Raw genomic sequence first — 14,404 nt, forward strand, 5'->3', positions numbered from 1 at the left:
CAATTTTCACAACTTACCAAATCTCTCGCTTTCATCGTGTCAGTCTTGGCAATCTCTCTTTCCCTGTCCTATTTTGTCCTTGCCTGGACCGAACCGACTGTCGCGCCTCCGAGCGGCAATGTGGCCACGCCTTTGAATGTGGGAGCGACGGGTCAAACCAAATCAGGTGGTTTATGGTTAAATACCAGTGGGGCTGCTAATGGTTTGATTGTTGACAAAGGCAATGTCGGCATTGGGACGAATGCACCTGGAGCAAAGCTGGATGTAGTAGGAGGTAATGTTCGCTCTGTCGGCACTATTTTAGTTCCGCAATCTTTGGAGCCCGTTTCACCGGTCGAAGGCCAGATGTATTATGACAGTGTGTCAAAAACGATTAAAATTTTTAATGGTTCAGTATGGATGTTAACTTCCGCGTCCGAAGAGCGGCTGGCAGGCGGACTTCACACGCCGGCGCAGTGTAGCGCTTCCGGCGGGTCGGTATTTACTTTCGGCGCTGATAAGTTCTGCCGGTTTAGCGGAGCAAGCTGTCCTTCTACATGGGTTCAATATCGTGGATATTCGACAACCGTGGGTGCTTCTTGCAACAGTATGTGTAATTTCGAGGATACCCGGTGCACCACATCATCGCATACATGGTCGGATAATGGTGCGATTGAAACATGCAGTTATGCATCCGTCAATCCCAGAGGGAACAATTACGCTTGTTTAACCAGTACTTGTACCGCATCTCGCACAGAGATTGGATGCTATTAATACATATAATTAATTAATAATTTTAAAAAAATGATCATCAAGCCAAAAATTATTTTCAGTTTTATCGCTATTTTTATTTCTATCTTTTTTATTTTTAACGGTTTGAATTTTAGAAGCGGAATAAATAAAACTGACGTTAAAGCCGCGGTAACCGATAATGTCGCTGGCTATGCCTGGAGCGAGAACATCGGCTGGATAAGTTTTAATAGCGTTAATTGCGATGCTAATAATGATGGTAAGTCAGAAGGCGCCGTCGGTTGTCCTGCCGCCGGTACAAATATGGTAGCTTATGGCGTTAATTTAAACACTGATAATACTTTATCCGGTTATGCCTGGAGCGAGAACATCGGCTGGATTAGTTTTAATCCTGCGGCTGTGATCGGCTGTCCGGCGGGAACTTGCCAGCCGCGATATAATTCCGGAACAGGTGAATTTCTCGGCTGGGCGCGGGCTTTGGCCAACGGCGGCGGCTGGGACGGATGGATATCTTTGAATTGTTTAAACGGGGGAGTCTGCGCGACAAGCAATTATAAAGTTTCCAAAACCGGTTCTAATTTTATTGGTTATGCCTGGGGAGGCGATGTTGCCGGCTGGATTAAGTTTAACCCGGCATTCGGCGGCGTTTATCTCGCCAATGCTCCGCCTGTTGCTGCTAATCTTAGTATTACTCCTCCAACCGTCACGGCTTTATGCACAAGCGGCGCGGCCTATGGTTTTCAATGGACATTCTCTGATTCAGGCGATACGGAAAGCAAGTTTCAGCTGCAAATAGACAATGACAGTAATTTTTTAACCCCGACTGTTGATCGGACATTTTCCGGTTTAACCAACGCCGATGGTTCTGTTAATACCCAGTCAGTATTATTGACTTCAGCGGCTGACGCGCCGAGCGCGGATAAACTATCCTACAACACCACTTATTACTGGCGCGTTCAGGTTTGGGATTCGAGCGAGGCGTTTTCGGGCTGGATTACTCCTGCCGCACCCTTATTTACCACCCCCATTCATATGTATCCGACCGCTGATTACATTTGTTCTCCTTCGACGACTTCTTGTCCCGTAAATCACTCTCAATTTGAACCGATCAGTTTTACCGATAGATCCATTTGTTACGACAATAACAATAATTCTACGCCTTGCGCGAGCCGAAGCTGGAGTTTCGGCGACGGGTCGCCCCTTTCCACCTTATCAAACCCTAAACACACTTATACCGCTCAAGGAAACTTCGCTCTCGGATTCACCATGACGGATCCTGGCGGTTTTACTTGCACCAAAAACAGCAGCATCAATATCGGCGTGGCAAGTCCGAAATGGAAAGAAGTAATACCGAAATAATAATTTTAATTTAATTATTTAATATGAATATGAATATGAATTTTACCAAAGAGAAGTTCATTAAATCAATCTTTGTTCTATCGGTTTTAATTATAATTTTAATTATCGCGCTTAGTTTCTTTGTTTTACAATTTTCAGGCAATGGTAATGATGGAAATAATTCGAGGAACAATCCGGCTGAAACCGCTGCTCCGGCGAGAAAGACTCCTGAAATTATTTTACCCAAGGTTTTATATAATCTTTCGGGAAAAATAACTAAAATAGAAAAAAGCGCGGTGATTTTCGATGCCACAATTTCCAGCAAGGATTTCAAGGGCGAGATCGTAAGCAGTACTGAATCCAGGAGGGCGAATATTGATTCCGCCACGAATATCAAGAAGCTGGTTTTTGTTAAGAATTCTCCGGTTGAATCCGTGATAAATTTGAGCGATATTAAAGTGGGCGATTATATTGAAGTTATTGCCGAACAAGATATAAGCTCCGCAATAGAATTTTCCGCGACTCAAATGACGATTTTGCCCTAAATATCCATTGTTTTATATGAAGCAAATATTTGATTTAAAGTAATAGTTTAAGCTCAAAAGTTATTTTTTTACCAATGGTTATAAATAAAAAACAATTATTGCGGCGCTATAGTAATCCGATGCCTGGTATTGTTTTTTTTGGTTTATTAAAAAACGCGATGATCGTTGCGGTATTTATTATTGGCCTGTATTTTAGCGCGATTTTTTCCGTTTCTGCCGCCAGCCCCGGTATTGTTTTAAATGAATTAAATGAGTTAAGTCAAAGCTGTACGAGCGATAGCAAGCGAAATATTGAGTTAACGTGGTCGTCGGATATAGTAGGCGGTCCTACGTATGAAATCTTGCGAAAATTATCAACCGAAAACGAATCAGCTTATGCTTTAATCAACAGCATTGTGGATAATAATGAGCTGAAAAAATACACCGATAGCGCTACTCACAGCGACAAGAATTATAATTATAAAATTAAAGCAACAAAAAACTCGGTTACTTATTATTCCAACGAAATTTTAGCTAATGCTTATTATTGCGCGCCTGTTCTGTATTTTTTAGAGCCTGTTTGCAAGGCTAACAGTCCGGTTAATAATTTATTATGGTCTGGCGTTACCGGAGATCTTTTAAAGTATGAGATTTTAAGAAAAAATGTAACAGCAGGGGATTTAGTTTTTGTTAAAACAGGCGAAGCAACAGGTGTAAATTATAGTGATAGTAAAAATATTATCGGCACAAATGATTATGAATATAAAATTCGCGCAATTTGGAAAAACAGCGTAAGCATAGAATCGGCAAGCAGCAGCATCAGCGCCTCTGCTTGCGCGCCAAGTTTAACCGTTAATTCGGCTTGTGGCGCCAGTTCTCCCGGAGGTCCTGTAGCGAATTTATTCTGGAATAATCTATTGGGGGTTAGCCGGTATGAAATTTATCGCAAAGCTCAGAGCGAAGGAAGTTATATTCTTTTAGATACGGTTACCGGTTCAGCAATATATAACGACAATTTAGTCGCAAGCCTGCCTTTTTCTTATTGGAGTGGCGGGAATATAAGTTATTTTGTAAAGGCAGTCTGGGTTAAAGATGCGGTGGAAATTTCGCAAAGCTCTTTGACACAAACGCAAGCCATTTCCCGATGCGCTCCATTTGTAAGCGTGGCGGGTATGTGCGATGCTTTTAATAATCCGGAAATGCGTCTTAGCTGGACAAAAACTATGGGGGCGGATCTATATAATTTATATAGGGATGGCGCAGATTTTATCAAACAACTTGACGGAACGGAAAATTCTTTTGTGGATTATCTGAATTCCGTAACTTGTCCGGGTAGTATTTGTACGCATTCTTATCGCGCTGAAGCAAGTGTGGCCGGTTTTCCGAATTTTATTTCCAATACGGCAAGCCAGAGCGTTGATTGTATCACGATTATTCCGCCCAGTCCTACCCCGGTTTTAAACAACCCAAGCGCTTATTGTGAAAGTAATAAGTCAAAAATAGCGCTGGAATGGTCCCCTTCCGACAACGCAATTTATTATACTCTTTATCGCAATGGCGCGGCGCTGATCAATTTGTCGAATACTTCTTATGTTGACGCCGGCGTGGAAAGCGGAATCAGTTACAATTATTTTGTGCGGGCGTATGGAAAAGCAGGAACAAGCACTTCAGCCAGCGATACCAAAAGCATTACGGCGGTAAGCTGTACTCCTCCGGTTGCGCCAACTCTTACCTTAACCAAAAGTTGCAGTGTAAATATGCCTCAAGTCAATCTTTCATGGTCTGTAACCAGCGCCGAGAACATAGTTAATTATGAAATAAAGCGAGGGTTGGCAGCCGGATCTTTGGCAACGAAAGCTATTGTCGACAAATCAGTTTATTCTAAAATTGATAATGATGGAATTAATCCATCCACCGCATATTATTATCAGATAATTGCCAATAGTGTTATCGGGGTTAATCCTTCTTTTTCTTCCGTCAAATCGATTACTACCGATTCGTGTTTGCCAACCACTCCGGCGGTTACTTTGAGCACTTATTGCGAGAGTGGCAATGCAAAAGTAAAAGTTAGCTGGACATCGGATAAGGCAAATACGGATCATTTTGAAATTTTTAGGCAAGATCTTAATGGCGGAACTATACCGATTGCGACAGTTGCCCTTGGCGGTACAAGTTATTCGTGGGTGGACACAAATCCTACCGCCCAAACAACAGCGTATAGTTACAAGGTGGTTGCTGTCGGCCAGTTAAACACCAAAACATCCACTCAAGGATTTAAGCCGATCACAACTTATAACTGCGCTATTCCCAGCGGTTTTACTTTAACTAATCCTCCAAATATTTTTTGCCAAGGTTCATATCCAAGATCTGGTCTGAATTGGTCGCCAAGCAGTAATTCCACGTCTTATGATCTTTTTCGCAATCGTTTAAACGCCGATGATTCTGTCGCTGAAACTAATACTTTTATTAACGCAACTTCGCCATATTCGGATATAGGATTCGGTAACGCTTTGAATTTTAATGGAAGCAGTTCCGTTGATTTTGGATTGACAAGCATGCCGCTTACCGGAGATCTGACCATAGAATTTTGGGCAAATCCATCCAGTGTTTCTTCGCCTTCAAGGCAAAATCCGATTTGTAAATCTTATGGCGGCGAATTTTGTTTAACTATGGAAATAAGCGGACAGCTTAGCTATTACCATGGTTCAGCGGGCGGCAACAATTCGCCATATATGAGTTTTAACACTCCGAATGTTTTTGAAAACAATAAGTGGGTTCATGTGGTTATAACCAGAAATAAAGCAACAAGAACGATGAAATCCTACAAGAACGGAAGCCCTGCAAGCTCTGGTACTTGGACGAGCAGTTATGATCCTTCGGTGAGCACATACAATTTATTCGCAGGAGAGGGATATGTTAATAATTTTAAAGGATTAATAGACGAGGTCAGGATTTATAACAGGGTTTTAAGCAATACGGAAGCGTTGGAGCATTATGGCGGAATTTATAGCAATGAAAGTAACTTGATTGGGTTATGGCATTTTGATGAAGGAAGCGGTCAAACTGTTTCCAATAGTTTTAATAACAGCAATAATGGCGTCTTGGGAGCTAGCATTGCTGTTGACCTCGAAGATCCTTCCTGGACAAGCAATGGTTTGCAAACCGGCAATAAATACAATTGGCAAGTCAGGGCAAATGGCCCGGGTGGAGTTGTTTTATCCAATCTTACTTCTTCTACAGTAATACCTGTTTGCGAACCGACAAAATTAGGTTTGGAGGCAAATACTTTTTGCCAAGGAAGCGTAAAATCTTCCGTGAGATTAAAATGGTCTTACTCTATCAATACCGATAAGTATGAAATTTATCGCGACAGCGCATTGATCAAAACGGTTTATAAAGCGGATTCCGAATATTTATCCAGAACATGGGATGATAATAATAATGGTTTAGGGCTTAATTCGGGAGTTTCATATTCTTATTATATTAAAGCTGTCGGTCCGACTGGTCTAACCAATCAAAGCAATTTTAGATCAGTAAACGCTTTACTCTGTGTTCCTCCGGATACTATTTCCAGCCTGACAGCAACTCCTTCCTGTTCCGGTTCTTATCCGAGAGTAAATCTTAACTGGGCAGATATTGTGAATACTGATTATTACACGGTTTACAGAAACGGCAGTCCTTTAACGCCCAATGCGACAATTTCGTCTTTTACGGATACAACAGTGGCGGTTAATACTTATTATACCTATCAAGTAACCGCTTATGGCCCAGGCGGTCCAAGCGAGCCGTCTAATAATGCGATAATTGATCCCGCTGTATCGCTTAATAATAATTATTGCACGCCTTCCGTGCCTGTAATTACTTCAGTTAACGGAGCTTGTACATCTGGTATTCCTTATAATACGGTTAATTGGTCGGACGCAACAACTTATAATACCCAACAATATAAAATTTACAGAAACACTGAAAATAATTTTAGCACGGCGACTCTGACAAGAACTATAGATAAAAGCACGGAACCGGCGTTATTTAATTCCCGGTCATGGCAAAACTCCGGCCTTTTGGATGATACCGTGTATTATTATTGGATCAAAGCGATTGGTCCGGTGGGCGGGCTGGAAAGCGCTGTGTCTGTAGTGGCCAGCCGAAGAACCAATATTTGCACTTTACCTTCTGCGCCAAGCATAAGCTTAAGCAACATTTGTTCCAGCTACAATGATCCTGTTACGGTTTTAAATTGGAATAAAACAGCCAATACTACGGATTATACCATTTATAAAAATACCGTTTTAATGAAGACGATCAATTCGAATAGCAACGGTTATATTAAAAATTGGCTGATAATCGGAGGGTTTACATATTCTCACGCGGGGTCTACGCCTACTGCCGCGGAAATCAATACGGCTTTAGCCGCTGATTATTTGGGAGGAGAGACAAGTGTAAAGCCGAGAGCGGGAAAAATATATGGCGGGAAAACCTGGTTTGAATATAGCGTGCCGTCAAGCAATCTCACCGATTTTACTCTTACTTCCGCTCCGATGTCCGCCTTGACTCCAAAAACTTACGCGAGCGCTTATGCTTTTGCTTATTTCTATAGTCCGGTGGCGCAGTCGGCGCAATTACGTATTGGCAGCGATGATGGCGTAAAAGCTTTTGTAAACGGAGCGTGGGTTTACACAAATGCAACGCAACGAGGCGCTTCTCCTGATCAGGATACTAAAAATATTAATCTTATCGCGGGAATCAATACTTTATTGATAAAAGTCCAGCAAGGAACGAGCGGCTGGGGTTTGTACGCGCGTATTACGGATGCGAGCGGCAATGATATTTTAAATAATATTACCGCCTGGGACTCGGCAGCCGCGACAGGCGTAAGCAAGGATTATAATGTCTCTTCGATCGGTCCCGGGGGAACAAGCATTCCCACATCCAACATGGCAAGTTCCGCTCCGCTGAATTGCAATCCCTTAACGCCGGAGGTGACTTTAACGTCCGGATGCGATGGCGCTAATACGCAAATGACTGTTTCTTGGCTTGCCGATTCGAATACTTATTATTGGAATATTTATAAGAAACGCAGCACAGACGTGAGCTTTATATTATTAAATCCTCCGGGAAGTATTGCCAGTTCTTCCTATGTGGATATGAATGTGGCAAGCAACGTCAGTTATGATTATTTTGTCAGGGCTTTTGGCAGCGGTGGAATAACCCGAACTTCGGATATACAGACTGCGCTTGTTTTAACTTGCTATAACGCACCGATAAAACCGGTAATTGCAACTGCGCCGCAATGCGCCGGAATGACTTCGAGAATAAATATAATATGGTCGCCATACGATAATACCAAAACACTTTCATTCAATGTTCTTCGCAAAGATATTACAGCGGGCGAATCGGGTTACGCTAATATTTTTGAAAATCTATCGCCGTCTTCCATAACAGAATATTCCGATGGCAGTGTTATCACCGGACATACCTATTCATATAGAATTGAAGCGGTTGGGTCAGGCGTGGATAATCATGCAATTTCGGACATAACTCCCGCCGGTGAAGGCGAGGCAATTGATTGCCTAAATACTCCTCCTTTTGATCCCCCGACACTGAATCTTAATTTTTCTGCCTATACTGTTGTAACTGGCGGTTCGGTCTCATTAAGGTGGACAGATACTCAAAATGAAACTAAATATAAAGTTTTCAGAAGGATTAAGGGCGAGACGGAATTTGCTTATCAAAAACAAAATGGCTGGCTGGATTATTTAAAAAGTATTTTTGGAAAAATATCCAATGCGGCTTATGATAATCCTGTTGTAATAATGCTTGCGGGCGTAGATTATGTCGATCCTCCGATTTCCGGTCTCGTTAATTATATTGATAATACGGTTAGCGAAAATAGAACATATGAGTATCAAATTTTAGCCATAAATAATGCGGGCGGCGGCGATGCGGGCATAACTTATTCAAACATTATTTCTCCTGTTTATGTTCCGATCGCGCCGCCTGTCGCTTCCGTGGTTTCTTCCGCCGTTTTTGGTCCGGGGAAAACCAGGATTCATTGGGTGCGGCCAAACCCGACGCTGGGTAATGAATATACGAATGCCGGAAAACCCCCGTTGTATGAAGTTCAAAGATCATCCACTCGAGATTTTATTGCCGGCACTTTTTCCGTTCTCGGTACAATATGTTCGGATATTATCAATAATGGTCCGGCGCGCGCATGCGGAACAGAAGTTCTTGATGCCGAATTAGAATATATTGACAATAATGCTTCCGTGGCGGAAAAATATTATCGAGTTATAACCGAAAATTACGGCGGAAGAGCGGCGTCCACGTCTATCGTCGGTTATTCTAATTTGAAATGGAAAGAAGTGATACCGAGATAAGAAAAAGCTGAAAGCTCGAAGCGGGGCATTGAAAAAAATATAATAAAGAGTATAATTAAAACAGTAAGAAATTTACTGTTTTAATTTATTCATATGAAATTAACCGGCTTAGAAGTGCAGCGTATCGCTGATTTAGCCAGGATTGAGTTGACCGGCCGAGAAAAAGAAAAATATGCCGAAGAGCTTTCGGCGGTTTTAGGTTTTATTGAACAGCTGTCAAAAGTGAATACCGATAATGTTGTTCCGACCAGTCAGGTTACCGGTTTGGTTAATGTTGTCCGGGAAGATAAGACGGAGGATTGCAACGAAGACACTCGTAAACAGATCTTTAAGGCCGCGCCGCTGGCAGAAGGGGAATATTTTAAAGTTAAGGCGGTGTTATAGAAAATAAAATTGATTTATGAAATATGATTTAAGATTTATGAATAATTATAATTTTCCCGTAAATCGTAAATCGTAAATCGTAAATCTGAGCAATTCTTTTGCGGTTTCAATGTATTTATCCGAATTAATCCCCCACCCATGTAATAAAATAATTGGAATATTTCCATCGCCAATTTGTTTATAATTTACATTCAAATCGTCAATTTTAATTTGTTTTTCCTGCATATTTAACATACATCTACTTTTTTCTCAACTTCGACGACTTATATATTTCCGGATGAAAAGGGTTTAATTTAATTATTTGCGTCTTGACAAGGTCAAACGCAGTCAATTTTTCCTTTAACTCTTCAAGCATTACTTCCTGATCATATCCTAAACAAATCATATCTGGTTTGTATTTCTGAATCACTTTATATTTATCATCCAAATCTCCCAAAACTACCAAATCTGCTAATTTGCTTTCGGATATTGTTTTTTGCCTGGCAAGCTCATTATTTTTTAGCAACCCGCTTTTTACCTTAAAAACATTCTTGTCTCTGGCAACAATAATAATTAAAAAGTCTCCGTATTCTTTGGCCTGCCTCAAAAAATCCCTGTGACCCTCGTGGAATATATCAAATGTCCCAAACACCATTACTTTTTTCATTTCTTTATCTTAATTTCTTTCGGTCGCATCAATGGAAATATCTGACATTCTTTAATCGGCTTATCCATTAAAAAAGAAAATAATCGTTCACTGAAGCCATGTCCGCAAGTCGGCGGCATACCGTATTCCAGCGCTTCAACAAAATCATAATCTGCCATTTGCGCTTCTTTGTCGCCGGCATCTCGAAGTTTTTGTTGATTTTCAAATCTTTCTCTTTGATCGACTGGATCATTAAGTTCGCTATACCCTTGGCCGACTTCCGAGCCAGCAATAATAAAATGGAATCTCTCGGTAATATTTGGATTGCTCGACAATACTTTTGCTAATGGAGAAGTAAATTTTGGTTCATTAATCAATATAGCGGGTCCCCCGATATTTTTACGGCAATATTTCCATAACGCATCCACCATACGGACGCGATTATTTGCTTCTGATTTAATTTTCAATTCGTATAATTTTTCCTGTATTTTTTTATCATTATCTTGCCAAATATCTATGCCTGTTTCTTTTTTGACAGTTTCGGTATAATCAATAATTGGCCAATCGGCGCCCAAATCAACATCAAATCCTCTAATTTTGAATCCAAGGGTGCCAAAAGTTTTTTGCGCCACAAAACGATAGCAATCACGTAAAAATTTATACATATCTTCAAAGTTTCCGTATGCCCAATATGCTTCGCATTGAGTATAGTCTTGAAGATGTTCGGTAGATACTCCCTCGTTTCTAAAAATCCTGCCTATTTCAAATGTTTTTTCAAAGCCAGCCACCATCAAACGTTTTTGCCATAATTCGCCGGCAGAGATGCGTAAATAGACATCCGTATCAAAAGCGCTATGATGGGTTACAAAAGGATTAGCGTCAGCACCGCCGGTTGTATTTTCTAAAACAGGAGTTTCTACCTCTAAAAATCCGCGCTGCAAATGAAATTCTCGAACAGCATTCCAAAATACAGACTTTTTTTTAATCATCTCTTTAATTTCCGGATTAAATAAAATATCTAAATATCTTTTTCTCAGTCTTTCTTCCTCGTCCTGAAGCCCATGCCATTTTTCCGGCAAAGGCAAAAGTGATTTTGCCAAAATCCTGCAATTGGAAACCAAAAGGGTTTTTTCGCCCTTTTTTGTCGTAAAAATTTTTCCCGTAGCCTCAATAAAATCACCGACATCAAAATATCCGATCAAGTCCCATTGCGACGGAATAAGATCGTCTTTCTTGAAATAAATTTGAAAACTGCCCGAATCATCAGCGATATTGGCAAATATGGATCCTCCGTGACCCCGAATCGCCATTAACCGGCCGGCAAGGATGATCTCGGCTGATTCCTTTTCAAGTTTTTCCGCGTTTAAAATTGCTTCATTTGTTTTATGAGATCTCGCGGTTTTAGCCGGATATGGATCAATCCCGGCTTCAGCTATTTTTTTCATTTTTTCCAAACGTACGCCGCGAATTTTATTAATCACAATATTTAAATTATTTTTATTATTTTATACATATTCATTCCTTTGGGAGTTTTTACGGCTACTTTATCGCCGATCTTCTTGCCCAAAAAAGCGGCGCCAAGAGGAGATTCATTGGAGATCTTGCCGATAACCGGATTTGATTCATTGCGTCCCACAATTGTGAAATTATGGCTTCCAGTGCCATTTTCCGCCTCTATGGTGGAACCGATCTGCACCACTCCGATTTTCTTTGGCTCCTCGATAATTGACGATTCTTTTAACATTTTTTCTATTTCTCCAACTCTTATTTCAGATTCCGCTTTTGCGTCTTTGGCTGCGGAATACTCGGCATTTTCACTCAAATCTCCAAGCTCTTTTGCCTCATGAATACGCCGGGCAATTTCTTGTCTTTTGGTGGTTTTTAAATAATCCAGCTCTTCTTTTAATTTCTTGAAGCCTTCTTCGGTTAAATAGGTTTTCGCCATATAAATATAATTTTATTGATTAAACTATGGTTTAAAAAAAATAGCGCTCCCGGAAGCAATACATGCCTATATATTAGCTTATTCGCGAATTCATGTCAAACCTCATATTTTTATGCTATTTATCCTCAAAATACCAGCTCAAAACATCTTTTGCGACCGGAACCGCGTTTATACCGCCTTCTCCTCCACCTTCTATTAAAATCGTTAGAACAATTTCCGGATCATCATATGGAGCAAAAGCCGTAAACCACGCGTGAGTCTTACCCGCATTGCCATATTCAGCGGTGCCGGTTTTTCCGGCTACTTTTACTTTTACATCCCTAAGCGATCCGCCTGACCCGCTCACGACAACCTCCCGCATACCGTCGCGGATAATATTAATATATTTTTGTTCGGCAATATTATCGTTAATTATCTGAGGCGCGAATTCTTTTGTTACACTGCCATCCTCGCTTGAAATTATTTTATCAACCAAATAAGGCTTGTAAAGCGTTCCACTATTGGCAAATACCGATGTCCATAAAGCGACTTGAAGCGGCGTAGTCAGAAGATAGCCTTGTCCAATAGAAATATGGTAGGTATTGCCGATGGTCCATGGTTCATTCTTGCCTATATTGGCCAGTTTCCACTCTTTGGTCGGCACAAGGCCATTGGATTCATTGGGCAGATCAATGCCAAGTTTTTTTCCTAAATTAAACTTCCAAAAATATTCATCTATTTTTTCCACGCCAAGTCCGTTAAAATTTCCAAATCCTCCGCCAACCGTATAAAAGAAAATGTCCGAAGATTGCGCCATTGCGGAAATGATATTCATTGGCCCCAAACCTGAACGATTCCAACCATAAAAATCTTGATTATAAGCAGTGATCACGCCGCGATCTTCGATGATCGTATTTTTATTTATAATTCCTTCGGATAGCGCAGCCGTGCCCATTACCGGTTTTATGGTCGAGCCCGGCGGATAAGTGCCGGATATTGCGCGATCAAACATCGGACTGAGCGGATCCTGGAAAATAGCGCTTATTTTATTTTTATTCGCGGGGTCCGCAAAAATATTATTATCATACGCCGGCAAACTCACCAATGCCAAAATTTTTCCATTCCGGGGATCCATCGCGATCGCTGCCGCGGCGCCGTTATTCTTTTCTTTAATTTTTATTTTTTTGGACATCTCGGCTAAAGTATCCTGAAGTTTTTTTTGCAAGTTTCCGTCTAAAGAAAGAATTAAATTACCGCCAGTTTTGGTTTCGGTTTTATTTAAAGTGAAAATAACTCGCCCGTTGGCATCAATTTCCAAACTTTCTTTTCCTTTTTCGCCGCGCAAATATTTTTCATAATAAGCCTCAAGGCCTCCTTTCCCGATAAAATCGGCTGTTTCATAAGAATCATCCGAACTTAGATCTTTTTGATTGACGCGTCCCGTATAACCGATTATATTTGAAAAATATTTCGCGTCCGGATACTCCCGTATAGCATTATTTTTTATTTCAAAACCGGGTATTTTTTCACCCAAAGATTCAATCGCCATCGCGCTCGTAATATCCAAATTATCCAGTATAAGTTCTGCTTTATAAGACGTACGGTCAATTTTTTCTAAATTACCACTGATCTCAGCGGGATCTCTTTTGGTAATTTTCGCGATATTTTCTACGATTTGCTTTAATTCATTTGCGTCGCGAGTAACCTCTTTGGGAATTGCCACTAAATCAAAGATCGCTTTATTTTTAACTAAAAAATTTTTATTTTTATCATAAATAATTCCCCTGTCAGCGTGGAAAGTAACTTCTTTTAAACGGTTATTTTCGGCTAAAATAGCAAAATTATTCGCGTCAATAACCTGAAGCTTGAATGTCTGCAAACTTAATACTCCGATCAAAACAATAATAATAGATATCGTGAATTTTGAATAAACACTAACCCGCTCGTTGCTGCCTAATATTTTTTCACCGCTATTGTGAATAAAAGGAGTAGTCTCTTCAAACTCCAAGTCGCTTGAAGTTTTTTTCTTAAGACGATATTTTGATGTTCCGGGCAAAACCATAAATTTTACTGTTTTTATAATATTTTATAAGACGATATCCAAAAACACTAAGCGCGAAATTAAACAATATCTCTCCTGCTAAATTAATATCCATCAATTTGAAAATTCCCGCGTAACCCGTCGAGGCTTTCAAAAAAACATTCGCGATCCCCAATAAAAAGTAAAACGCGGAAAAAGTGATCAAGCTGTTCAGTAAAAAATCCGAAAACCTTCCCCCTTTCAGGACATTTTCTCTTAAATAAAAACTTAACGAGTACGCGCCCAAAGCGGCTAAAGAAGTTGAACCAAAACTTACCGAGCTGACCAGATCTATCGTTATTCCCCCGACTATCGTTAAAATTAACATTTTTTCAAACGATAAAAAATAACATAATAAAAACAAAACAACGAGCGATAAATTGGGTGCAAATAAAAAAAAATCAAATAACCGGATAAAGC

The 14,404-nt window shown here is 40.4% G+C and carries 11 protein-coding genes; 5 read left to right on the top strand and 6 right to left on the bottom strand.

Features of this window, described 5'->3' with window-relative positions; translation table 11 throughout:
- The 5 genes from Q8N37_00855 to gatC all read left to right on the top strand — a co-directional run.
- On the top strand, positions 1–753 hold a 753-nt coding region (locus tag Q8N37_00855; GenBank protein ID MDP3057055.1), incomplete at its 5' end, for a hypothetical protein.
- Between the two features lie 30 nt (positions 754–783).
- Positions 784–2,088: a PKD domain-containing protein gene (locus Q8N37_00860; protein ID MDP3057056.1), complete on the top strand. Its 1,305-nt coding sequence runs from the start codon at positions 784–786 to the stop codon at positions 2,086–2,088.
- Between the two features lie 29 nt (positions 2,089–2,117).
- Positions 2,118–2,612 (top strand): hypothetical protein, encoded by a 495-nt coding sequence (locus tag Q8N37_00865; protein MDP3057057.1) that lies wholly within the window; start codon positions 2,118–2,120, stop codon positions 2,610–2,612.
- 74 nt (positions 2,613–2,686) lie between these two features.
- Positions 2,687–8,971, top strand: a complete 6,285-nt coding sequence (locus Q8N37_00870) for a LamG-like jellyroll fold domain-containing protein (GenBank protein MDP3057058.1) — start codon at positions 2,687–2,689, stop codon at positions 8,969–8,971.
- Positions 8,972–9,064: 93 nt separating this feature from the next.
- Complete coding sequence (gene gatC / locus Q8N37_00875; GenBank protein ID MDP3057059.1) at positions 9,065–9,355, top strand: Asp-tRNA(Asn)/Glu-tRNA(Gln) amidotransferase subunit GatC; 291 nt, start codon at positions 9,065–9,067, stop codon at positions 9,353–9,355.
- Positions 9,356–9,400: 45 nt separating this feature from the next.
- On the opposite strand, the gene Q8N37_00880 is transcribed toward gatC, so the two are convergent.
- The 6 genes from Q8N37_00880 to Q8N37_00905 all read right to left on the bottom strand — a co-directional run bounded on the left by Q8N37_00880 (position 9,401) and on the right by Q8N37_00905 (position 14,312).
- Positions 9,401–9,580, bottom strand: a complete 180-nt coding sequence (locus tag Q8N37_00880; GenBank protein ID MDP3057060.1) for an alpha/beta hydrolase — start codon at positions 9,578–9,580, stop codon at positions 9,401–9,403.
- 13 nt (positions 9,581–9,593) lie between these two features.
- Positions 9,594–10,001, bottom strand: a complete 408-nt coding sequence (locus tag Q8N37_00885) for an adenylyltransferase/cytidyltransferase family protein (protein ID MDP3057061.1) — start codon at positions 9,999–10,001, stop codon at positions 9,594–9,596.
- Positions 9,998–11,461 carry a lysine--tRNA ligase gene (lysS, locus tag Q8N37_00890; protein MDP3057062.1) on the bottom strand — a complete coding sequence of 488 codons (1,464 nt, stop codon included), beginning with the start codon at positions 11,459–11,461 and terminating at the stop codon, positions 9,998–10,000. Before lysS ends, Q8N37_00885 begins: the two co-directional genes overlap by 4 nt.
- Before the next feature lie 5 nt (positions 11,462–11,466).
- Positions 11,467–11,925, bottom strand: coding sequence for a transcription elongation factor GreA (gene greA, locus Q8N37_00895; GenBank protein MDP3057063.1), 459 nt, complete (start codon positions 11,923–11,925; stop codon positions 11,467–11,469).
- Between the two features lie 115 nt (positions 11,926–12,040).
- A complete protein-coding gene (mrdA, locus tag Q8N37_00900) occupies positions 12,041–13,966 on the bottom strand; it encodes a penicillin-binding protein 2 (GenBank protein MDP3057064.1) in 1,926 nt (641 codons plus the stop codon).
- Positions 13,932–14,312, bottom strand: coding sequence for a hypothetical protein (locus tag Q8N37_00905; protein MDP3057065.1), 381 nt, complete (start codon positions 14,310–14,312; stop codon positions 13,932–13,934). The genes mrdA and Q8N37_00905 overlap by 35 nt, the downstream gene beginning before the upstream one ends.
- Positions 14,313–14,404 lie beyond the last annotated feature (92 nt).

The sequence above is a fragment of the bacterium genome, assembly GCA_030693205.1.
GTDB lineage: Bacteria > Patescibacteriota > Minisyncoccia > JAHIHE01 > JAHIHE01 > JAHILZ01.